This window comes from Allosalinactinospora lopnorensis (assembly GCF_000981225.1).
GTDB classification, from domain to species: Bacteria; Actinomycetota; Actinomycetes; order Streptosporangiales; family Streptosporangiaceae; genus Allosalinactinospora; species Allosalinactinospora lopnorensis.
Genome location: NZ_LAJC01000083.1, coordinates 1 through 22,408, shown reverse-complemented (window position 1 = coordinate 22,408; position 22,408 = coordinate 1). Strand labels below are relative to the sequence as shown.

17 protein-coding genes and 3 pseudogenes are annotated in these 22,408 nt (G+C 69.3%); 15 read left to right on the top strand and 5 right to left on the bottom strand.

The window, feature by feature from the left end; genetic code table 11:
- Both VS93_RS22830 and VS93_RS22825 read right to left on the bottom strand, forming a co-directional pair.
- The coding region (locus VS93_RS22830; RefSeq protein WP_156184976.1) for an MFS transporter at positions 1 to 659 on the bottom strand (659 nt) is incomplete at its 3' end.
- Positions 660 to 730: 71 nt separating this feature from the next.
- Entirely contained in the window at positions 731 to 1,507 is a 777-nt protein-coding gene (locus VS93_RS22825) for a CPBP family intramembrane glutamic endopeptidase (RefSeq protein ID WP_052745932.1), read from the bottom strand.
- A 187-nt stretch (positions 1,508 to 1,694) separates the two neighbouring features.
- On the opposite strand from VS93_RS22825, the gene VS93_RS22820 reads away from it, so the two are divergent.
- Positions 1,695 to 3,854 (top strand): elongation factor G-like protein EF-G2, encoded by a 2,160-nt coding sequence (locus VS93_RS22820; RefSeq protein ID WP_046471935.1) that lies wholly within the window; start codon positions 1,695 to 1,697, stop codon positions 3,852 to 3,854.
- Positions 3,855 to 3,901: 47 nt separating this feature from the next.
- Here the strand turns inward: VS93_RS22820 and VS93_RS22815 are convergent, their stop codons facing one another.
- A complete protein-coding gene (locus tag VS93_RS22815) occupies positions 3,902 to 4,636 on the bottom strand; it encodes a M48 family metallopeptidase (RefSeq protein ID WP_236700684.1) in 735 nt (244 codons plus the stop codon).
- Positions 4,546 to 6,672, bottom strand: a complete 2,127-nt coding sequence (locus VS93_RS22810; protein WP_338022784.1) for an amidohydrolase — start codon at positions 6,670 to 6,672, stop codon at positions 4,546 to 4,548. Before VS93_RS22810 ends, VS93_RS22815 begins: the two co-directional genes overlap by 91 nt.
- 540 nt (positions 6,673 to 7,212) lie before the next feature.
- Here VS93_RS22810 and VS93_RS22805 point away from each other — a divergent pair.
- On the top strand, positions 7,213 to 8,370 hold the full coding sequence (locus VS93_RS22805) for an acyltransferase family protein (protein WP_046471934.1): 1,158 nt from the start codon (positions 7,213 to 7,215) through the stop codon (positions 8,368 to 8,370).
- Positions 8,371 to 8,468: 98 nt separating this feature from the next.
- Here VS93_RS22805 and VS93_RS22800 read toward each other — a convergent pair.
- A pseudogene (locus tag VS93_RS22800) lies at positions 8,469 to 9,457 on the bottom strand (CDP-alcohol phosphatidyltransferase family protein).
- 239 nt (positions 9,458 to 9,696) lie between these two features.
- Here VS93_RS22800 and VS93_RS22795 point away from each other — a divergent pair.
- The 13 genes and pseudogenes from VS93_RS22795 to VS93_RS22740 all read left to right on the top strand — a co-directional run.
- The gene (locus VS93_RS22795; protein WP_046471933.1) at positions 9,697 to 11,136 is read left to right on the top strand and encodes a GuaB1 family IMP dehydrogenase-related protein; all 1,440 of its coding nucleotides are present in this window, start codon (positions 9,697 to 9,699) and stop codon (positions 11,134 to 11,136) included.
- A 176-nt stretch (positions 11,137 to 11,312) separates the two neighbouring features.
- Complete coding sequence (locus VS93_RS22790) at positions 11,313 to 12,065, top strand: ATP-binding cassette domain-containing protein (RefSeq protein WP_046471932.1); 753 nt, start codon at positions 11,313 to 11,315, stop codon at positions 12,063 to 12,065.
- Positions 12,062 to 14,164 (top strand): YhgE/Pip domain-containing protein, encoded by a 2,103-nt coding sequence (locus VS93_RS22785; protein ID WP_046471931.1) that lies wholly within the window; start codon positions 12,062 to 12,064, stop codon positions 14,162 to 14,164. Before VS93_RS22790 ends, VS93_RS22785 begins: the two co-directional genes overlap by 4 nt.
- A gap of 147 nt (positions 14,165 to 14,311) precedes the next feature.
- Entirely contained in the window at positions 14,312 to 14,896 is a 585-nt protein-coding gene (locus VS93_RS22780; protein WP_082127125.1) for a TetR/AcrR family transcriptional regulator, read from the top strand.
- A 173-nt stretch (positions 14,897 to 15,069) separates the two neighbouring features.
- Positions 15,070 to 15,465, top strand: coding sequence for a DUF3592 domain-containing protein (locus VS93_RS22775; protein ID WP_046471929.1), 396 nt, complete (start codon positions 15,070 to 15,072; stop codon positions 15,463 to 15,465).
- Between the two features lie 538 nt (positions 15,466 to 16,003).
- Positions 16,004 to 17,803: pseudogene (locus VS93_RS22770) on the top strand (sensor histidine kinase); the annotation flags it as partial.
- 661 nt (positions 17,804 to 18,464) lie between these two features.
- Positions 18,465 to 18,920 (top strand): roadblock/LC7 domain-containing protein, encoded by a 456-nt coding sequence (locus VS93_RS22765; RefSeq protein ID WP_082127124.1) that lies wholly within the window; start codon positions 18,465 to 18,467, stop codon positions 18,918 to 18,920.
- A 15-nt stretch (positions 18,921 to 18,935) separates the two neighbouring features.
- Positions 18,936 to 19,310 (top strand): DUF742 domain-containing protein, encoded by a 375-nt coding sequence (locus VS93_RS22760; protein ID WP_046471927.1) that lies wholly within the window; start codon positions 18,936 to 18,938, stop codon positions 19,308 to 19,310.
- Positions 19,291 to 19,878, top strand: a complete 588-nt coding sequence (locus VS93_RS22755) for a GTP-binding protein (protein WP_046471926.1) — start codon at positions 19,291 to 19,293, stop codon at positions 19,876 to 19,878. Before VS93_RS22760 ends, VS93_RS22755 begins: the two co-directional genes overlap by 20 nt.
- 235 nt (positions 19,879 to 20,113) lie before the next feature.
- Positions 20,114 to 21,070, top strand: coding sequence for an oxygenase MpaB family protein (locus tag VS93_RS22750; protein ID WP_046471925.1), 957 nt, complete (start codon positions 20,114 to 20,116; stop codon positions 21,068 to 21,070).
- Between the two features lie 129 nt (positions 21,071 to 21,199).
- The gene (locus VS93_RS22745; RefSeq protein ID WP_046471924.1) at positions 21,200 to 21,778 is read left to right on the top strand and encodes an IS607 family transposase; all 579 of its coding nucleotides are present in this window, start codon (positions 21,200 to 21,202) and stop codon (positions 21,776 to 21,778) included.
- Positions 21,775 to 21,882 (top strand): helix-turn-helix domain-containing protein, encoded by a 108-nt coding sequence (locus VS93_RS29870; RefSeq protein ID WP_162231704.1) that lies wholly within the window; start codon positions 21,775 to 21,777, stop codon positions 21,880 to 21,882. The genes VS93_RS22745 and VS93_RS29870 overlap by 4 nt, the downstream gene beginning before the upstream one ends.
- A 96-nt stretch (positions 21,883 to 21,978) precedes the next feature.
- Positions 21,979 to 22,408: pseudogene (locus tag VS93_RS22740) on the top strand (IS607 family element RNA-guided endonuclease TnpB); the annotation flags it as partial.

Sequence of the window (22,408 nt, the reverse complement as noted above, 5' to 3'; positions counted from 1 at the left end):
GCCTCCGGTGCGTGCTCCGCCGCCCCCTCTGCCCTGCCCTCGCCGGCGGCCAGCCAGACCGCGACCACGGCGACCGCCCCGATCACCGGGCCGATACCCGCGATCCAGAACACGGTGGCGAAGCCGACGTTGAGTGCCAGCCACACGCCCGTCGAGAGGAAGACGAGGTTCGGCAGGCCCGCTGCCAGCCCGTAGTACCCGGCGGCCCGGCCGATCTGCTCCCGCGGAACCAGTCGGACCGCTAGGGCCGCCCCGGCCACGCTGACCATTCCGAACCCGATCCCGCGGACGCCCGAGATCGCGATCAGCGCCCCGAGGTCCGTGGTCAGGACGAGGAACGGTGCGGGAAGCCCGAGCAGGAGGGCTCCCGAGGAGAGCGTCCAGCGGTAGCCGCCGTGGTCCAGCAGCCAGGGCATGGCGAGCTGGGTGAGCACCGTCGTCAGCATGAACACCGACGTCGTGGAGCCGGCCCCGAACTCCCCCGCGTCCCCGCGCATCGCCCACAGCGGGACGAGCGGGAGCAGCAGCACGTACCCGCAGAAGCTGGCGACCGTCGCCAGCACCAGCAGCCGGAAGGCGCGGCCGCCGAGCCCGAGATGCCGCCGGGAACACAAAGGATCATCGGATGTATCGGACCGCTGCGGGCTCGCGCGGGGCATCAGGCATTCCACCTTCGTGCAGGACACCGGCACTGGCCGGCGACCGCTGCGCGGTCGCCTCTCGGGTAAGGCTAGCCGGACCCCCAGAGATCCGGCGCCCGGCGCCGGCGGCCGGTACCGGTGGAGAGCAGTGCGCGCAGATCCAGTGCGACGTGCAGCACGATGGGAACGAGCAGGCTTGCGGTGCCCAGGTAGAGCACTGTCAACAGCGCACCGAGCAGGCCCGGGCCGACCAGCCCCCACCAGCCCTGGTAGATGTGCGCGAAGGCGAACAGGACGCACGAGAGGACCGCAGCGACCCACACGGGCATCCCGACGGCCACACCGAGGGCGACGAACAGGCCGCGGTAGAGCAACTCCTCACAGACACCCGCCGTGACGGCCAGGCCCGCGGCCAGACGGCGCTCGGTGCGCGAACGCGGGGCCAGCGTGATGAGCGCGTGTCCGCCCGGATTCGGCAGCGGCGGCTCCCCCGCCCGGCCGCCTTTGCGTTTACTCCCCCGATCGCGGGTGAGCAGCCACACAACGAGCAACGCCAGGCAGAAACCGATGAGCGCCGCGAGCAGCGGCCCCCATTCCTCGGGAGCACGCAGCCCCACGTCCTCCAGGGCGAGCCCCGGGGAGGTCAGCAGAATCGCGACGACGATCGCGGCCCACAGCCACTGCACCCCGATCGTCAGGCCGTAGAACCTGACCAGTGCCGTGGGATCGGTGTGCCGCCGCGCCTCCAGCCAGGCGAAGGCGCGCCGCCCTAGGAGCGGTTCACCCGCTGCGGCGTACACCAGAAGGAGGACCGCGAGGACCATCGCGATCAGACTGAACTCAGGACTGCTCTCAGACCACGGCACGAGGCACAGCCTAAGAGATCCCGGGGCAACAGCGCCGCTTTCCGGCAACGCGGCCAGCGAAAACCCCGCGGACACCGACCGTTCCCCCGCCGATTCCCTCCGATCACCCCTTGTGATCTCGGCCCCTAACGGGAACGGTAGATAGTGTCCCGCGTCACATTTTCAGGCAGGGGAAGGGTTGGGAAGCATGGCGGACAAATCCGGTCCAGCGACCGCCGGCAGGGCACCCAAGGCCGATCGGCCCGCGGATATTCGCAACGTGGTGCTGATCGGCCATTCCGGTGCCGGCAAGACGACTCTGGTCGAGGCTCTGCTGCACGCCGCCGGAGTCGTTCCCCGGGTAGGGAAAGTCGAAGAGGGAACCACGACCAGTGACTACGACGACGTGGAGATCCGGCAGAAACGCTCGGTGAACCTCACCGTCACGCCGATGATGGTGGGCGATGTCAAGGTGAACCTGCTGGACACCCCCGGCTACGCCGACTTCGTGGGCGAGTTGCGAGCCGGACTGCGCGCGGCCGATGCGGCGCTGTTCGTCGTCTCGGCGCTCGACGGGGTCGACGGGCGCACCCAGCTGCTGTGGGAGGAGTGCGCCGCGATCGGCATGCCGCGGGCCGTCGCGATCACCAAGATCGACCACCACCGGGCCGACTTCGCCGATGTCGTGGAACAGTGCCAGGCGGCTTTCGGGGAAGGCGTCATGCCGGCCTACCTCCCGGTGTTCTCCGGTGATGGGGAGAACCGCACCGTCCGCGGGCTGATGGGACTGATCTCCCAGCGCTACTACGACTACTCCGGCCCGTCCCGCCAGGAGACCGAACCGCCCGCCGACCTCGACGGGGACATCGAGACCATGCGCACCACCCTCATCGAGGGAGTGATCCAGGAGAGTGAGGACGAGACGCTCATGGATCGCTACATGGAGGGCGAGGCGCTCGACACCGAAATGCTGATCGCCGACCTCGAAGCGGCCGTCGCCCGCGGCGGCTTCTATCCCGTCCTGGCGGTCTCCGGCACCCACGGGATCGGCGTGCAGGAACTTCTGGAGGAGCTTCCCCGCGCGTGCCCCACGCCGACGGAGCACCCGATCCCCGACGTCACGACGACATCCGGCACGCCCGTTGAAAACCTCGGCTGCGATCCCGACGGCCCCCTGCTCGCCGAAGTCGTCAAGACGATCAGCGATCCCTATGTCGGCCGTGTCAGCCTCATCCGGGTGTTCTCGGGGAGCCTGCGTCCCGACACCGTGGTGCACGTCTGCGGACAGGGGCTCGGCGATCGCGGACACGAGGACCACGACGTCGACGAGCGCATCGGCGCCCTGTCGACCCCATTGGGCAAGCGCATGGAACCGGCCGGCGAGACCATCGCCGGTGACATCTGCGCGGTGGCCAAACTCACACGGGCCGAGACGGGCGACACGTTGTCCTCACGGGAGCAGCCGATGCGCATGCCGCCGTGGACGTTCCCCGACCCGCTGCTGCCGGTGGCCCTGCGCCCCGTCTCGAAGTCGGACGACGACAAGCTGTCCCAGGCGATCTCCCGGCTCTCCTCCGAGGACGTCACGATCACCGTCGAGGTCAACGCGGAGACCCACCAGCTGGTGGTGTGGTGTATGGGCGAGGCCCACCTGGACGTGATCCTGGACCGGTTGGCCACCCGGTACGGCGTCGCGGTCGAGACCGAGCCGGTGCGGATCCCACTGCGCGAGACCTTCGCGGTTCCCGCCCAGGGGTTCGGGCGCAACGTCAAACAGAGCGGCGGCCACGGCGAATACGGGATCTGCCGGATCGAGGTGGAACCGCTGCCGTCGGGGGCCGGCCTGGAGTTCGTCGACAAGATCGTCGGCGGTGTGGTGCCGCGCCAGTTCATCCCGTCGGTGGAGAAGGGGATCCGCGCGCAGATGGAGCACGGCGTGCAGTCGGGGTACCCGATGGTGGACATCCGGGTGACGCTCTACGACGGCAAGGCGCACTCGGTGGACTCCTCCGACATGGCGTTCCAGAAGGCCGGCAAACTCGCGCTGAAAGACGCCGCCGAGAAGAGCCAGATGTCGATGCTGGAACCGGTGGACGAGCTGTCGGTCCTGGTGAGCGAGGAGTTCATGGGCGCGGTGATGAGTGACCTGTCCGCGCGCCGGGGACGCGTCATCGGCACCGAGGCCATGCCGGGCGGGCGCACCCTGATCAAGGCGGAGGTCCCGGAGCTGGAGATCATCCGCTACGCGATCGACCTGCGCTCGATCTCGCACGGCACCGGCACGTTCAGCCGCCGCTACCTGCGCCATGAGCCGCTGCCGCGGCAGCTCGCGGAGAAGTACACGGAGATGGCCGATACGAGCGCCTGACACCGCGGGCCGCTCACCGCGGCGGGCCCGCACAGTGTCCGCCGCGCTCACAGCACCCGGCCAGGGCGGGAGCGGTCCGCCAGCGCGGCGAACCGCCAGGTGTTGACCGGATGGGTGGACAGGAAGTTCGCCAGCATCACGAACAGCCCCTGGTCGGTGGTGGCCCGCGCCGCGATGTCGTCGAAGTCGACGTAGGAGTACAGGTACTTGCCCGCCGCGAGCACGCGCAGTCCTTTCACGCCCTCCGGACAGAACTCGTAGGCGTGGTTGTCCGCGGTGTACTCCTGCGCACGGCTGAGCGTGCTCCCGAGACCCGGGATGAGGTTGGCGATGGAGATCCCGAACTGCCGCCAGTAGGAGGCGTGCCCGGCGGCGATGTGTCCCACCTCGTGTCCGATGACGAACCTGAGCGCCTCGGGGTCGGTGAGCCTGTCGCCGAGCTCGAACAGGTCGCTGTTGACGGCCACGTAACGCCGGAAGCCGTGCCCTGAGGCGAAGGCGTTGATCTGCCCGTTGCCGAGGACGACGTAGGCGTCGGGCGGGCGCGGCAACCCGAGCGCCCTCGCGGCCTCGACCACCATGCGGTGCGCCTCCGGGAACTGCGTCTCCGTTATGCGCACCCCGTTGACCCGCTGCTTGGCGTAGAGCAGCCCCCGCAGGAAGAACACCGCGGCCGGGATGCTGAGCAGGATCAGCGGCTGCCCCGACTCTCCCTCGAGCGCGCGGTTGACCGCGCCCACCACCGCGAGAAGCGTGACAGCGACGCAGCCGGCCAGGAGCACGTTCTCCTGCGGGTGCCTGAGGACACGCCGACGCCGGCGGTCTCCCCACCTAACGGACGCCATAGCTCCATTCTGCGGGCGAACCCGCGATTGCGCGCGCGAAGCGCCCGCGCGGCACGACACCGCGGACCGGATTCGGCCGGTGCGGTCCGCATCGGAGCCCTGCGGGAGAACAGCGACGGGCCATGGCCGCGACCGGCCTCGTCAAAGCCGGTAGGACGGCGGATCATCCGGCGGGTCCTGCGGCTCCTCGTGCCACTCGTAGGACGACCGATCGCTCTCCCTCGGGGGGCGTCCGCCGGGTAGGGTCCGGCCTCCTCCGGAGGAGGCGGTGCCGCGATCGGGGGCCCCTCCGGGGGCGGGGCCGAGAACGCGGGCCCGGTGGGCGGCGGCGGCCCGGTTCCGGGCTCCGGACCCTCGGGGCCGGGACGCGGTCCCGGTGCCGGCTGGAAGTCGTCCGGACGCAGCAGGTCCGCCATATCCGCGGCCTGGCCGGCCCTGCCCGCGGACTGGTCGTATGACAGCGGATCCGCGTTGGCGTGCGGCGCGGGCGCCCCATGGTCCGGTGTTCCGAAGGCGGCCGGATCGGTCTCCGGGACGGGGGCCTCCGAAGCCGCGAACGGCTCGCCCTCCGGAGGGGGGAACGACTCCGGTGGCGGCCCGAGTACCGGCGTTCCCTGCGGAGTGTCCTGCATGAACGCCGGCTGCCGGGCCTCTGCGGCACTGTCCTCCGCGCGCCCCAGGTAGGTGAGCGCGCCGATGCTCAGCGCGGCCAGACCGGCGGTGAGCGTGGGCTCCCGTTCCGGGGCGAAGAACGGCGAATGGGTGCTGGGGACCGCCTCAAGCTTCTCGTAGGGCGTCCGCCCCGATGCCGCGTCCCACACGTCGTGCGGCGTGGCCCCCACGAACCAGTAGACGTAGGGGACCGGGTCGGGGTCGCCGGGCAGGCCGAACGCGCCGAAGTCCTCGCTCCCGGTGAACGGTTCTGGCAGGTCGATGACGTAGGCGTCACCGAAGTAGGCCCGGTGCGCCTCGGCGATCCGCCGGGTGGCCTCGGGTTCGTTGCTGGTGACGCCGGCCTCCTGTACCACCTGGATCTCCGGCTCCCGGGCCGCGCCCGAAGCGGAGGCCTCCGCCCGGATGATCCGCTCGATGGCGCTGTGCAGCCGCTCGGAGACGGCCTCGTTCAGCGCCCGGGTGTTGATCTCCAGGTACGCCTCGTCCGGGATGATGTTGGCCTTGGTGCCGGCACGCAGCATCCCTACCGTGACCACCGCCATCTCGCTCGGGCTGATCTCGCGGGAGACGACGCTCTGCACCCGCGAGACGATGCTCGCGGCTATCACCACCGGGTCGACGGTGGTGTGCGGCTGCGAGGCGTGGCCTCCGGTGCCGAAGATCCGGACCTTCAGCGTCGAGGTGGCCCCCAGGATGACGCCGGCGCGGTGCGAGACCATCCCGGCCGGCTGCGGCCCCACGTGCTGGGCCAAGGCGATGTCGGGGCGCCCGTAACGGGTGTACAGGCCGGCGTCGAGCATGCCCGCGGCGCCGTCGATCGCCTCCTCAGCGGGCTGCGCGACGATCATCAGCGTGCCGCTCCACCGGTCCCGGGAACCGGCGAGCAGATCGGCGGCACCCACCAGGCACGCTGTATGGACGTCGTGCCCGCAGGCGTGCATGACCGGGACCTCGTTGCCCTCGTCGTCGGTGCCGCGCGCCGTGCTCGCGTAGGGCAGGCCGGTCTTCTCCTGCAGGGGAAGCGCGTCCATGTCGCCGCGCAGCATCACGGTCGGTCCGGCGCCGTTGCGGAGCACGCCGACGACGCCCGTGCCGCCGATCCCCGTCTCGACCTCGAAACCGGCGCGGGTCAGCCATTCGGCCACGGCACGCGCGGTCCGGTGCTCGTGGTGGGAGAGTTCGGGGTTCTTGTGCAGATCGACGTAGAACCCCTCAACGAGGGGAAAGATCTCGTCGGCGAGCCGCATGACCACACTGCCGTGTTCGGCGACACGCCGGGGATCGACCGCGTGCGGCACTGCTTCCACCGCCTCTGTCTTGGGATCTGGAGCGCGACAACGCGTCCGGACACATCACCGGCACGACGCTACCCCGGATTCTCTCTTTCGGGATGTCGAAATCTCAAACGACCTTTTCCGGCTCCACGGACCCGGGCGGGGATCGGATGCGCCCGCCTGGGAAACCTGAAAGGTGCCTGAGCGGACGGCCAGCCTAACCGGACGAGCGGTCGCGCAGGCCACCGGCATCATCCACCAGGCTAACGAGCGTGACGTACGACATCGGCACCCGCTCCCCCTTAGACTGACCTGCGATGAGAGAGCAACCGTCACTTCTGGTGCACATCCGGGCACCCAACGGTATGGCCGGATTTGGCCACAGGCGGTAGGGTGCCCTCTCAGGGTTCTCAGCGAATTCCCAGCCGACCCTCGTCTCGGCCTCGGAGCCCTCTAACGTCCTCGGAAATCCCGCGCCCGTTTCGGCGCGCCGCCGATGGCCCATAGCGCTCGATACGCCTATCTCTGTAATCGCTGCCCGCAACCGCTGACTCGGAGATCCAGTTGGCCTCAACCACCACCCACCCACAAAACGGGGCCGGCAAGGCTGCCGTCGCCGTGCCCGACGACGTACGGACCACCCGACCTCAGCGGAACGCCGCCGACACGAACGGAGCCGCGTCCAAGAAGCGCGACGCCCTGCTCGACAATGCCAAGTTCCTGTTGATCCTGCTGGTGTTCATCGGGCACGCGATCGAACCCGTCACCGACACCCGGGTGGCCAACGCGGTCTACTTCTGGATCTACCTGTTCCACATGCCCGCGTTCGTCCTGATCTGCGGGTACCTTTCGCGCTCCTTCGACGGTTCCGGGCGGCGCATCGACAAGCTGCTCACCACCGTCGTGGCCCCCTACTTCATCTTCTGGGGGATCTACGCGCTGCAGTCGCTCTCCGTCGGGCGGGATCTCCCCGACGGCCCGCTGCAGCCACTGTGGCTCACCTGGTTCCTGGCCGCGCTGTTCGTCTGGCGCCTGACCGTTCCGCTGTGGAACCGGATCCGGTGGCCGTTCGCGGTCTCACTCGGTGTGTCCTTCCTCGGCGGTCTCGTGGTCACGGGCGATGTCCTCGGCGTGTCCCGGATACTCAGCCTGCTCCCGTTCTTCGTGGCCGGCCTGCTCATCGAGCAGCGCCACCTCGACTTTCTCAAGTCGACCTGGGTGCGCGTCTGGGGCGTCGGCGTCGTGCTGGTGACCGCCGCGATGTCCTACGTCTACCTGGAACAGCTCAGCCGTGAGTGGGTGTACTGGCGGGAGAGCCTGATCGACCGCGACCTCGACATCCTCCCGGTGGGGATTCCGGGTCGTGTCGTCTTCCTGGTCCTGGCGTTCGCGCTCACCGCGGCCGTCCTATCGCTCACACCGCGCCGGACCACCTGGTTCACCCGCCTTGGCGCGCTCACCATGTACGTGTTCCTGCTGCACGGCCTGGTGCTCCGGATCGCCGAGCAGTTCGGCTGGCACGAGTTCTGCAACGACTTCTTCGGCGCCCATGGGGCACTGGTCGTGAACACCGTACTCGCCGTCGCCTTCACGTTCGTGCTCTGCTCGCCCTGGGTGCGCGCGGCGACCAGATGGGCGGTGGAACCGAAGGTCGACTGGTTCCTGCGGCCCGGCCGCGACCAGCATCCCGACCGCCCCGCCTATCCCGCGCCCAAGGGCTAGGAGGCGGGGGCGGGGCACCCGCCCATGAAAGTGGCCGCGTGGACATCCACGCGGCCACTTTTCCGCTCACCGGGCCCCGGACCGGCCGGAGGGCGGGGTCAGTTCTGGAGTCTGCTCAGCTCCCTCTCGAAGTCGCGGGTGGCCAGCCACAGCTTGTAGACGATGACGACCTCGAAGGCCGCCAGCCCCGCGCAGGAGAAGACCGTCACCGCGACGATCAGGCTGGGCAGCGCCGTGAACAACGCCACGACGGCGGTGAGCGGGGCGACGACACAGACGAACATCTCGAACTCGATCCCGCTGAACAGGTGCGGACGTACCCGGCTGCGCAGCAGTGCGCCCCTGACGCGCTCGTACCAGCCGAACCTCGCGCTGAACCCCTGGTGCACGTCGATGACGCGCGCACCGCCGGCGGCGGGATGGGTCCCGGAACGCACCTGTTCGGGGGCGGCGTCGGGGTTGTCCCGCAGGATCTCCTCCATGAAAACGACGGACCCGCCCTCGCCCTCGGCGGCCGGTTCCTCCGGGGTCTCGGTGCTCTCCGGATCCTCCACCGCGGAGTCCACCGCCCTGCCCTGCGCGGCGGCGCGCAGCTTCTCCCGCATGCTCTGCCGGGTCTTGGCCACCTGCGATCCGTTCAGGTAACGCAGCAGGTCGAGGAAGGTCACGATCGGCGCGAGGATCAGGTAGACCGCCTGGCCGGTCGCCGCCCACTGGCCGATCAGCAGCGCCATCATGCAACCGAAGAACCGGATGCGGTCGAAGATGAAGTCCACCCAAGCGCCGAAGACGGACCGTTGCCTTTCAGGCGTGCGATCTTGCCGTCCATGCAGTCGAGCACGAAGCTCAGGTGGAACAGCACCGCGCCGGCGACCAGCCACGGCCAGCTCGCCAGGGCGAAGCACACCGCCGCGCCCGCCCCCAGAACGCCGGCGCCGAAGGTAATCTGGTTCGGTGTGATGCCGGTGCGGTTGGCGGTCCACACGACCAGCCGGGAAGCGAGTGGGTCGACAAGGAACACCGTCCACCACGCGTCACGTCTCTTGTACGTCCGCTCGCGGACCTCCGCGAGTGTGAAGCTCGTCATCTCATTTTCTCCTGCGAACCCCCGACCACGCCGCGGTTCGGAATACAGCGCCACCAAGGATCGCTGGGGATCGGGGGAAGGGGCGGGTCTCAGCCGGATGATCATCGCAGACGGCCGGTCCGCGTTCTAATCGACCAGGCCATAATTGACAAGTGGGAGGGTTCCCGAACGGGCTGAGGGCTCAGCGCGCGAGAACCCGCCCGACGGACCCCCGGACAGCTTCGACCGAGGTATGCGGCGTGCACTTTTTGAACGATCAAATCCCGGACCACGACCTGACCTACAGCGATGTGTTCATGGTTCCGCGGCGCTCCGCTGTGGGTTCCCGGCTGGACGTGGATCTCGCGACCCACGACGGGACGGGCACGACGATCCCCATCGTAGCCGCGAACATGACCGCGGTCGCCGGGCGCCGGATGGCCGAAACCATCGCCCGGCGCGGTGGTATGGCCGTCATTCCCCAGGACATCCCGATCAATGTGGTGGCCGAGGTCGTCTCCTGGATCAAGCGGCGCGACCTCGTGCACGACACCCCCATCACGCTCAACCCCGAGAACACCGTCGGCGACGCGCTGAACCTGCTGCCGAAGCGGGCGCACAACGCCGTCGTGGTCGTCGACGCGCAACGGCGCCCAATCGGCCTGGTCACCGAGGCCGACTGCGCCGGTGTGGACCGCTTCACCCAACTGCGCGAGGTGATGTCCACCGACCTGCTGACCATCCCGGCCGGCACCGACCCCAAGGAGGCGTTCACCACGCTGCACGACTTCCGGCACCGGCTGGCGCCGGTCGTCGACGCCGGCGGCTCGCTGGTCGGCGTGCTCACCCGCACGGGAGCGCTGCGCTCCACGCTGTACGAACCCGCTGTGGACGCCAACGGCAGGCTGCGCATCGCCGCCGCCGTGGGCGTCAACGGCGACGTCGCGGGCAAGGCGTCCCAGCTGCTGGAGGCCGGCGTCGACGTCCTCGTCATGGACACCGCGCACGGCCACCAGGAGAAGATGGTCAGCGCGCTGCAGAAGGTCCGCGCGCTGGACCCGGGGGTTCCCGTGGTGGCGGGGAACATCGTCACGGCCGAGGGCACCCGCGATCTGATCGAGGCCGGCGCCGACATCGTGAAGGTCGGTGTGGGCCCGGGGGCCATGTGCACAACGCGGATGATGACGGCTGTCGGCCGCCCGCAGTTCTCCGCGGTGCTGGAATGCGCCAGGGCCGCCCGCGGGCTCGGCAGGGCGGTGTGGGCCGACGGCGGCGTGCGGCACCCTCGCGACGTCGCCCTCGCGCTGGCCGCCGGTGCGACCAACGTGATGGTCGGCTCCTGGTTCGCCGGCACTTTCGAGTCGCCGGGTGATGTCCAGCGCGACGCGCAGGGCCGGATGTACAAGGAGAGTTTCGGTATGGCCTCGGCTCGGGCCGTGCGGTTGCGGACCTCGGACGACTCGCCGTTCGAGCGGGCACGCAAGGCGCTGTTCGAAGAGGGCATCTCCAGCAGCCGGATGTACCTCGACCCGGAGTGCCCGAGCGTGGAGGATCTCATCGACGAAGTCGTCGCCGGTGTCCGCAGTTCCATGACCTACGCCGGCGCGCGGACTCTGGAGGAGTTCCACGAACGCGCGACCATCGGCGTGCAGAGCGCCGCGGGCTTCAGCGAGGGGCAGCCGGTGCCGACCAGCTGGTAGTACCGCACGAGGCATCGCCCGAAGGTCGGGCAGGGATTCCCTGCCCGACCTCTTTCGCGGCCCCGCCGCACTGCGGCTGTGTCGCACCCCACGCTGTTCGCGCCCTTTCATAGGCACGTGACACAGTATTTTTGTACTGACCGGTCAGTGCAATTATGAGATGGGGGGACGCGCGGATGCGTCGCGCAACGGGGGCCCGGGTCGAAGCCGAGGGACTCACGCTGCATACGGGCGGGGGAACGGTGTATGACGGCGTCACCTTCACCGCGCGGCCGGGGTCGCTGACCGCGTTCCAAGCGGACTCCGGCGGCGGCCGCACCGCACTGCTGCTGACGCTGGCCGGCCGGATGCGCCCCACATCCGGTTCGCTGCACGTCGACGGCTACACGCTTCCAGCGGAAGGCCGGCGGGTCCGGCGGATCACCGCTCTCGGGCTGTGCGAAGGGGTCAACGACCTCGAAGAGCGGCTCCGGGTCCACGAGCACCTCAGCGAACGCCTGCAGCTCCGCTTGAAGCCGGCCGGGCGTTCGGCACGGGAGGCCGCGCTCGCCGACGCGGGGCTGGCCGAGATCGACACCTCACGCCGCATCAGCGAGCTGTCCATGGAGCAGAAACGGCGCCTGGGCGTGGCGCTCGCGCTCCTGGACGAGCCGCGGCTGCTCCTGGTCGACGACGCCGACCGCGGACTGAGTTCGCACAGCCAGCGGCGGTTCTGGCACACCCTGGACGAACTCGCCGCCTCTGGGCTCACTGTCGTCGCGGCCTGCAGCGACACCAGAGCGGCCGGGGAAGGGGCGACCGTACTACCGCTCACCCGGTCGGGCCCCGAATCCGATCCGGCACCGGGGGATCACCGGCCAGGCCCCCCGTCCCGTCCCGCCGGCGCGGCCGCGGCACCGGAGGCGAGCACCGGGGAGGAGCAGGCATGACGCGTCCGCGCTTCCGTCCCTTGCCGACACTCCGGCTGGGCCGGCTGTCGGTCCTCTCCTTCTTCCGCTCTCCCCTGCCGGCCGCCGCCCTGGCCGCGCTGGCCCTGGTCCCGCTGCTGTACTCCGGGCTCTACCTGTGGTCCTTCTGGGACCCGTTCGGCAGGATGGGCAACCTGCCGGTCGCTCTGGTCAACGAGGACGAACCCGTCACGGTCGACGGCGAGGAGCTGAACGCGGGACAGCAGATCACCGACGAACTCCTCGAAGGCGGCGAACTGGACTGGCACCTGGTCGACTCCGGCGAGGCCGCCTCAGGCGTGGCTGAGGGCCGCTACTACGTCTCGCTCACCATCCCCGAGGACTTCAGCACGAAACTCGCCGCCCCCTCCGACGAGGAGGCCGAGCCCATCCCCGCGAGGCTCGAAGCCCACTACAACGACGCCAACAGCTACATCGTCCGGCAGTTGCTGAGCTCGGCGTTCACGGAGGTGCGGAACGCCGTCGGCACATCCGCGATCAGCGACTACCTGGACAGGATGTTCCTCGGGTTCAACGAGATCCAGGAGAAGACCGAGGAGGCGGCCGACGGGGCCGGCGAGCTCGCCGACGGCACCGGTGACGCCAAGGACGGCTCCGGTGAGCTCTACAACGGGCTGGGGGAGGCCAAGGAGGGCTCGGGGAGTCTGCACTCCGGGCTCGGCGAGCTCTACGACGGGTCCAAAGAGCTGGCCGAGGGCTCCACCGCCGCGTCCAGGGACGTCTCGGACAAGGTGGAATCGCTCGACACGCTCGTCGACGACTGGGGACCGAAACTGCGGGAGGACGCCCCCAAGATCCAGACGCACGCCGAGGCGGTCTCCGAGGCCGCCGACAGCCTCTCCGAGGCGCTCGACGAGCTGCCGGACAACGCGGCCGCGGACGCCGAGCAGGCCCGGGCGGTCCAGGACGACCTGGAGGGCTACCTCGAGGACAACCCCGACCTGGAGGAGACCGATCCCGAGCTGCACCGGCTCCTCACCGAAGCCGCCTCGGTCGCCGCCAAGGCCAGCGACGCCAACGACTTCATCCAGCAGAACCGGGACGAGATCGCCGACATGAGCAGCAGCGCGGCGACCGCCAGCGAGCTCGCCGCGGACCTCGCCGAAGAGGCCCCGGACCTGGCCGACGACGCCGAGGCGGCACGCGACCAGGTCGACGCGCTCGACGAAGGACTCGCCGAGATCGCCAAGGGCAACCGGGAGCTGCGGGACGGCCTGAAGACCGCCTACTCCGGCTCGGCCGACCTCGACGAGGGGGTCGGTGACCTGCGCAGCGGGGCCGGCGAGCTCGATGACGGGCTCGCGGACCTGCAGGACGGCTCGGAGGAGCTCTCCGGCGGTCTGACCGACGGGGCCGAGGAGATCCCCACGTTCGACTCCGAGGAGCGCGGCGCCCGCGGCGACATGATGAGCGAGCCCGTCCGGCTCAGCTCCGATGTCGACAACAAGGCTCCGGACTACGGGACCGGTTTCGCGCCGTTCTTCGTTCCGCTGTCGCTGTGGATCGGCGCGATGGTGGTGTTCATGGTGGTGCCGGCGCTCCCGCGCCGGGCCCTTGCCACCGCGTCGCCGTCGTGGCGGATCACCCTCGCCGGCTGGATCCCGCCGATGGTCATCGGCCTGGCCCAGGTCGCGGTCATGCTGACCGCATTGCACTTCCTGCTCGGCCTGGACGCCGAGCGGTGGCCGGGACTCGTAGGGCTGCTGGCGCTGACGGCCGCCGTGTTCGCCGCGATCGTGCAGTGGGCCAATGTCGCCTTCGGCCCCTCCGGCCGGATCGTCGCACTGGTGCTGCTCGTACTGCAGCTCACATCCGCGGGAGGCACCTACCCGATCGAGACGAGCCCCGGGTTCTTCCAGGCCGTCGCGCCCTACCTGCCGATGCACTGGACGGTCTCCGCGCTCCGGCACCTGATCAGCGGCGGCGATCTGGGCGTCGTGTGGCAGGCCTGCTGGGTGCTGGGCGGTTATCTGGCCGCGTCGCTGCTCCTCACCTGGCTCTCGGTGGCACGCAAGCGGGTGTGGACGATGAAGGAGCTGCACCCGCCCCTGAAGCTGTGAGCCTTTGGCCGGCCGCCCCGGTGACAGCGATGCGGCCCGAGGAACCGGGAACATCTACCCGTGAGTGAAGGGATCCCCGGCCTTCACGCCGGAGAAGAGGTCAGAATGGGAACGTCCCTGCATCCCCCAGTCCACCAGGAGCGACCTATGACAGCACGCCGGGAGGCCACACGCCGGCGGCTGTTCGAGGCAGCGGTAACGCTGATCTCCGAGCACGGTTACGGGGCCACCACCGTAAGCCAGATCGCCGAGCGCGCCGGGGTGGCCAAGGGAACGGTGTACTACAACTTCAGCGGCAAGACCGAGCTGTACACCGCGCTCATGGAATGGGGGGTCAGCCGGCTCGCGGAGCACATGCGCGCGCCCGTTTCGGGACCGCCCTCCACGGCGCTGGCCGAAGTGCTCCGTGCGGAACTGGCGTTCATCGGCACGCACGAGGCGCTGGCGCGCCTGCTCGTGACGGAGACGTGGCAGACCGGGCAGGCGTGGCACGCGACCGTGCAGCAGATCCGCAACGAGGCGATCGGGGTGATTTCGGGGCTGCTGGACGATCTGGTGGCCCGCGGGGAGCTGCCTGAGGACCTGGACACCGGTGTCGCCGGCTCGGCGCTGTTCGGCATGGTCCTGACAGTGGCGCTGGACTGGCGTACTCTGCAGCCCGAGCGCCCACTGGAGGAGATCCACGCGACCGTCCGCGCACTGCTCGCGGGTTTCCTCGCCGCCCACCGGTGACCCGGGCACCTCGAACGACGCCCCGCACCCGCCTCCGCACCAGGGGAGATCCGAGGTTCTCCCCCACCACGACCGGGAAAGTTATCTCACCGTAATCATTGGCCTCTAGCGTCCCGAACAGCTTCCCGACGGCGCGCGGGAGGCCCCTCAGGAACGTCGAAAGTGGATGCCCCGTGGCGGACTACTACCCTCTGCTTCCCATCGCCTCCGGTCTCCTGGTACTGGTCCTCCTCTGCCGGCACGTCGTACTCTCCGCGTTCCTCGCGCGCTACGGCACCAGCGCGGAGGGCGAGATCATCGGCTACCAGGAGACCAGCACGGCGGCCCGGATGATCGTGCGCTTCCGGACCCACGAGGGCAAGGAGGTGCACGCCAAGCACGACAACACCGGATGGACCGCATCGCGCTACGGCGACGTCGTCACCGTGACCTATGACCCCGACCGCCCGGAGAAGGCCCGGATCGTCCGCGCCCGGTGGCTGAGCCACTGGGTGGAGTGGATGTTCGCGACCCTCGGAGCCCTCCTCATCACCATCGGCTGCTTCCTCGGCTACCTCGAATGGGGGTGAGCGGCCGACCGCGCCCGGCGAGCGCCCCGAGCGCGTCGTGAGTTCCACCGGGAACTCCGAGGCGCACCGCACCCGCATGCACACGTGATCCACCTGTCGCAATCCGTAACTATTTGATAATTCTTCCCGTTTCGTCCCGTTCGCGACACAGCGTGATCCCGCAGCATCGGGCAGGAGAATCGGCAGTTCACACCCACTCCCTATAGCGCCGGCCCGGGAACACGTCCGGAAGACGCCCGATCCCCGAACGCCGCCGGGCCCAGCGGCAAGATACGATCCGAACGCCGATTCCTCCTTATCGGTGGAGTTATGAGGTGTTTCCAGCGCGCTGACACGGTCGTTCCCCCCGTCCTAGCGCCGGACCGTCGCGTCCTCCCGTCCCCGGGTGCTCACCCGGCCCCGGCAATGGAATGGTCCCGCCCCCCGGTTCGCTCGACCCCGGGCGGCCGCATCGGGCTATAGGAGAGCAGTGCAGGCAGCAAAGCAATGGCGGGTCCGCAGCATCGAGTCCCGCCTCCGCAGAATCGTCCTCGTGCCGATGGCAGCGCTGGTCGCAGTGTGGCTCGTAGTCAGCGGGTACCTGTTCTACGGCGCCGCGACACAGTACGCACTGGTCAAGGGGAACGAGGAGATGCTGACCCCCGCGGCCATCGCACTGGCCGCCGTGATGGACGAGCGCTCCGCCACGATCGCCTACCTGGAACGGCCGGATGAGACCGAAGACGCGCTGGAGGGGGCCCGCGCCGAATCCGACCGGTACATGGAGGACATCCTCGACAAGTTCGAGGGGGTGCTGCCCTTCTCCCCCGAGCCCGTCCAGGAGCGCATCCGCACCCTGGACTCCGATTTCAGCCAGATCGACATCATCCGCCGCCAGGTGGACCGGGGCAACGCCTCCCGGTCCGACGTCCTGGAGTACTACAACGGCCTCTCCGAGGCGGGCGCGGACCTCTTCGACGAGCAATCGCGTTTCAACCCCTCCAAGGAGGTGGTCGGCCACGGCCTGAGCGCCACCTACATGTTCCGCGTCGTCGACGATCTCGCCCGGGCCGACGCCCTGCTCTCCCGGGCCTTCGCCTCCGGTGAGCTCTCCGAGGAGGACCAGGAGGAGTTCACCCGCCTCGTCGGCTCCTACCGCGCCATGCTCGGCTCGCTCGACGAATTCATGGGGCCCGAGGTACAGCGCGACCTCGACGAACTGCGGGACGGCTCCGACTGGGCGACGCTGACCGAGCTGGAGGAGGAGATCACCGGTCGCACGACCGCGACGGCCACCGATCCCGTCACCGGCGAGGAGACCCAGGACCTGGCCATGCCGGTGGACGAGGACGAGTGGCGCGAGGTGTACACCCCGGTCAAGGACACGCTCACCGAGCTGGGCGCCAGTCAGGCCCTGTGGGCCACCGACGTCCAGGCGAAGCAGGCGAACCGGGCCATCGCGCTCGCTGCGGTGGGCATCGCCGGCATCGCGACCCTCGGTTTCCTGACGTTCACGTTCACCACGCGTTCCTCCCAGAACCTGGTCGGCCGGCTGCACCGGCTGCGCGACGAGACCCAGCACCTCACCGACCACGAGCTGCCCGACGTCCTCGAACGGGTGCGCGGGAACGAGGGAGTCCCCGTCTGCACCGAGGCGCTGCAGATCTCAGGCGGGTCGGACGACGACGAGGTCGGGCAGGTGGCCAGGTCGTTCAACTCCGCCCACCGGACCGCCGTCGACGCGGCCATCCGCCAGGCGGAGCTGCGCCAGGGCGTCAACCGGGTGTTTTTGAACATCGCCCACCGCAGCCAGACACTGATCCACCGGCAGCTCCGGCTGCTGGACAGGATGGAGCGGGAGCAGGAGGACCCGAGTAAGCTCACCGACCTGTTCAAGCTGGACCACCTGGCCACCCGTTCCCGCCGGAACGCCGAGAATCTGCTGATCCTCGGCGGCGAGACGCCGGGACGCACCTGGAGCCGGCCGATGCCGCTGATCGACGTGCTGCGCGGGGCGATCTCGGAATCGGGCGACTACACCCGCGTCAAGCGGGAGCGTATCGCGCGCGTCTCCCTCAAGAGCCCTGCGGTCGCCGACGTCATCCACCTGGTGGCCGAGCTGGTCGACAACGCGACCACGTTCTCCCCTCCGCACACCCAGGTCCGGTTGAGCAGCGAGCAGGTGCCCAACGGGGTGACGATCGAGATCGAGGACCGCGGCCTCGGCATGCGGGAGGAAGAGTTCACCGCCACGAACAAGCTCCTGGTGGACCCGCCCGAGTTCGACGTCATGCGGCTGAACGAGCGGATGCGGCTCGGCCTGTTCGTGGTCTCGCGCCTGGCGAACCGCCACGACATCAAGGTGTGGCTGCGCAGCTCGCCCTACGGCGGTGTCCTGGCCATCGTGCTGCTCCCCCCGGAGATCATCGCCGATGACACCCCCGAGCTCCCGGAGTCGACCGGGGCCGGTGAAGCGCCGGATGCCGACGAACCGGACCAGCCCTCCCCGGCCCTCACCGATGACGGTTCCGGCTCCGCAGCGGAGGAGGCCGTGACCGAACCATCCGGCGATGACGCACCTGATGGCGCTTCCACCGTGCCCTCCGCCGAATCGGGCCCGGCCTCCGAGGACAGTGAGGGGGCTCTGCCCCGCAGAGAACCGGGCGGGAGCGCATCGGGAAAAGACGGTCCGCAGGCGCTCTCCCCAAGCGCGGCGGGCCCGGAAGCGAACCGACGAACGCGGCGTCCGGAACGGACTCCGACGACGGTGACGGGGCGGCCGCGCCATCGGACGCGTCTTCCGACACGCGTCCGAAGCTCCCCAAGCGGACGCCGCAGGCGAACCTGGCGCCGCAACTCTACGACGACCCTCCGGCGCCCGCTCCCGTCGCTGAGAAGAGCGGCGCGGACGACGAGGAACGCTCCGCCAAACTCCGCCGGAACATGTCGGCTTTCCAGCAGGGGACGCGCCGCGGACGCCTTGAGGGACGACAGCGCCAGAACGAGACCGAGAAGGATTCGTGACCGTGACGACGAACAACGCCGCAAAGGACTTGGACTGGCTACTGGACGAGCTGGTCGAACGGGCCGTGGGCGCGCAGTGCGCCATCGTTCTCTCCTCCGACGGCCTCCTCCTCGGCCGCTCGCAGGAGCTGGACAAGGAGCAAGCCGAACACCTTTCCGCGGTCGCCTCGGCCTTCCAGAGCCTGGCTCGGGGCACCGGCCGCCAATTCGGCGGCGGGAAGGTACTGCAGACCGTTGTGGAGATGGAGCACGCCTACCTGTTCGTCACCGGCGCGGGCAACGGCGCCTGCCTCGCCGTGATCGGAGAGGAGAGCTCCGACGTCGGGCTCATCGCCTATGAGATGAACGTCCTCGTCGAACAGGTCGGCAAGTTCCTCGACACGCCTCCGCGGCCGGCGTCGGAGGCCAAGGGGGCGGTCGGCGACCAGGCGCCGGGCGCCTCGGGCCGGTAAGCGGGGGGTGGGGAGATGACGGACCGACACGAACTCGGGCACGACTCCGACGAGAGCGACGCTCTAGTCCGGCCTTACGTCATTACCCAGGGACGGGAACATTCCGAGAACGTCCAACTGGACCTGGTCAGCGTGGTCATCGCTGCCCGAGGGGATGTGGACGAAGTGTCCTTGGAGCCGGAGCAGCTGCGGATCCTGGACGTCTGCCGCAAGCCCCAGTCCGTGGCGGAGGTGGCGTCGCACCTGGACATGCCTGTTGCCGTGGTCAAGGTCCTGCTCGGCGATCTCATCGGCCGGGGCTACGCCCTGGCCCGCGCTCCTTACACAGCAGAGAGCCCGGTCAGCCGGGACGTACTCCAGGCGGTACTCGATGGCATCCAACGACTCTGAAGGAATCGGCGACCGACTTCCCTCCGCGATCAAGATCCTCGTCGCGGGCGGGTTCGGGGCCGGCAAGACGACGCTGGTCGGCGCGCTCAGCGAGATCTCCCCGATGAGCACCGAGGAGGTGATGACGGAGGCCAGCCTCGGCGTCGACGACCTCAAGGGCGTGGAGGAGAAGAGGACCACGACGGTCGCGCTGGACTTCGGCCGCATCACCATCAACGACGACCTCGTGCTGTACATGTTCGGCACACCGGGCCAGGAGCGGTTCTGGTTCCTCTGGGAGGAGCTCGCTGTGGGGGCGCTGGGCGCGGTTGTCCTGGCCGACACCCGGCGCCTGGAGACGTGCTTCTCCGCGGTGGATTTCTTCGAGCGGCGCGGCCTGCCGTTCATCGTCGCCGTGAACTGCTTCGACGACGCCCACGTCTACAGCGTCCCCGAGGTCAGGGAGGCTCTCACCCTTCCCGAGCGGATCCCGGTGCTGCTCTGCGATGCACGCGTGCGGGACTCCGGCAAGGAGGTCCTGCTGGCGGTCATCCGGCACGTCTCCGAGACCGTGGTGGCCCCTGCTTGACGGGCGCCTCCGTTCCACCGCGGACGGCGCTCCGGCGGCCGGGCGCCCCGCGGCCGCCGCGAAACGCCTGAACGCCGGGCCCAATGGGTTTACGGATCGAGTGTCAACGCCGTTAACCTGCTGCCGGGTCGTGTTTTCCGCCCCACATCGGACGCACCATCCGGCGGTAGACGCAGGCGTGTCCGCGCCCGCCATACCGGACACAACAAACGGCGACACCGGAAGAGCCCCCGCCATGAAACGGTTTGACTGGCACGACGAGATCCACCGGCTAGACGCCGAGCGCGACTTCGAGCGGATCACCCGGATCCTCTCCGCCCACGAGTTCCCCTGGGACCTGGAACAGGCGCTGGGCCTGGCACTGTACCGGACCTACGCGGTTCCCAGCATCGGCGAACTGCTCGGGAAGACGGGCGAGTTCACCGAGCGCACGCAGCGCCGGTACGACGACACGGCGCTGATCCTGAACGACATCCTGGAGTACGGGTTCGGCCCCGGCCGCGGCCGCGACGCGCTGCGCCGGATGAACCAGATGCACCGGTCCTACGACATCAGCAACGACGACTACCGCTACGTGCTGAGCACGTTCGTCATCATGCCGCCGCGCTGGCTGAACGAGTGGGGGTACGGCTGGCGCCGGATGACCGAACACGAGATCACGGCGAACACCAACTACTACCGGACTCTGGGCAGGCACATGGGGATCAAGGACATCCCCGAGACGTTCGCGGAGTTCTACGAACTGTTCGACGACTACGAACGCGCGCACTTCGGCTACACCGAAGGGGGCCGGAAGGTCTCCGACGCCACCCTGAACCTCATGGTGGACTTCTATCCCGCGTGGCAGCGGCCGATGATGCGGTCGTTCACCATGGGCCTGCTCGACGACCGGCTCATCAACGCGTTCGACTACGAGCGCCCTTCGCGCTTCTGGCGCGGCGCGGCCGCCTTCGCGCTGCGGGCACGCGCGAAGGTGGTCCGGTTCATGCCGCCGCGCAAGGAGCCGCGCTGGGGCCGGATGAACCCGAACATCCGCAGCTATCCCGACGGCTACCGGCCCGAGCGGATCGGAACCTTCCCCAAAGGGTGCCCGGTGCCGCACGGGATGTCCACGATCGAGATCCCGGAGAGCGGGTCCCGGGTCCCCGCCGAGGGCGAGGCCGTACCGGCTGAGCGCTCCGAGACGTCCTGACCTCCCCCTGCGGGGGAGAGTCCGGTTCCCGGGTAAGCCCACCCCCTCACCTCGTGGTTACCTGGGCGAGGGGCATTCATCAGTTGGTGGATATCTCATCATTTATCAACTTTATTCTATAGTGGTTGCATGAGGTTGTCGGAGTGGGCGGCGCGCAACGGCGTGCACTACCAGACCGCGTGGCGGTGGGCCAGGGACGGGAAGATGCCCGTGCCGGTGACCCGCACTGAGACAGGGGTGTGGCTCGTCCATGAGGGAGAAGCCTCCTGTGATGGGCGTGTGGTGGTGTACTGCCGGGTGTCCTCGGCCGACCAGAAGCCCGACCTGGACCGGCAGGTCGCCCGCGTCGTCCAGGAAGCCACCGCCCAGGGGTTCACGGTGTCTGAGGTGGTCACCGAGATCGCCTCCGGTCTGAACGGGTGTCGCCGCAAACTCCAGCGCCTTCTGTCCGCCCCCGAGGCGTCGGTGATCGTGGTGGAGCACCGCGACCGGCTGGCCCGCTTCGGTGTGGAGCACCTGGAAGCTGCGCTCGACGCCTCAGGGCGGCGCTTGGTGGTGCTCGACGAAGCCGAGACCACCGATGATCTGGTGCGCGACATGACCGAGGTGCTGACCTCGATGTGCGCGCGCCTGTACGGACGCCGCTCGGCCAAGAACCGCGCACAGCGCGCGGTTGCCGCAGCCACCAGCTCGGAGGCGGGTGCGTGAGCGAGGAGGTCACCCAGGCATACCGGTTCGCGCTTGATCCCACCCCCGCCCAAGAGCGCGAGCTGGCCAGCCACGCCGGGGCGGCGCGGTTCGCGTTCAACTAGGGCCTGAAGCAGGTCAAGGTCAACCTCGCCCAACGCGAGGCGGAACGCACCTACGGCATCGCCGAGGACGAGCTGACCCCGGCGCTGGGCTGGTCTATGTACGCCCTGCGCCGGACGTGGAGCGCCACCAAGGACGAGGTCGCACCGTGGTGGCGGACATGCTCCAAAGAGGCGTTCAACACCGGGCTTCAGCGCCTGGCCCAAGCGCTGAAGAACTGGTCCGACTCCCGCCGGGGCAAGCACGCCGGCAAACCGACAGGGTTCCCCAAGTACAGGTCCAAGCGCAAGACCACCCCGTCGGTGCGGTTCACCACCGGCACCATCCGCGTCGAGCCCGACCGCCAGTACGTCACCCTGCCCCGGCTGGGCACCATCAAGACCCACGAGAGCATGCGCAAGCTGCACCGCCGCCTGGAGGCCGCAACTGCGCGCATCCTGTCGGCGACCGTGCGCTGGGAGGCAGGGCGCTGGTTCGCCTCCTTCACCTGCCAGGTTCAGCGCGCCATTGGCACCCCAAGCCGACCCA

Excerpts from the sequence above, each read along its gene's own strand:
- VS93_RS22785 (WP_046471931.1), top strand. The coding sequence starts at position 12,062 with ATGACGCGTCCGCGCTTCCGTCCCTTGCCGACACTCCGGCTGGGCCGG.
- VS93_RS22780 (WP_082127125.1), top strand. The coding sequence starts at position 14,312 with ATGACAGCACGCCGGGAGGCCACACGCCGGCGGCTGTTCGAGGCAGCG.
- VS93_RS22820 (WP_046471935.1), top strand. The coding sequence starts at position 1,695 with ATGGCGGACAAATCCGGTCCAGCGACCGCCGGCAGGGCACCCAAGGCC.
- VS93_RS22760 (WP_046471927.1), top strand. The coding sequence starts at position 18,936 with ATGACGGACCGACACGAACTCGGGCACGACTCCGACGAGAGCGACGCT.
- VS93_RS22745 (WP_046471924.1), top strand. The coding sequence starts at position 21,200 with ATGAGGTTGTCGGAGTGGGCGGCGCGCAACGGCGTGCACTACCAGACC.
- VS93_RS22750 (WP_046471925.1), top strand. The coding sequence starts at position 20,114 with ATGAAACGGTTTGACTGGCACGACGAGATCCACCGGCTAGACGCCGAG.
- VS93_RS22755 (WP_046471926.1), top strand. The coding sequence starts at position 19,291 with ATGGCATCCAACGACTCTGAAGGAATCGGCGACCGACTTCCCTCCGCG.
- VS93_RS22790 (WP_046471932.1), top strand. The coding sequence starts at position 11,313 with ATGCGTCGCGCAACGGGGGCCCGGGTCGAAGCCGAGGGACTCACGCTG.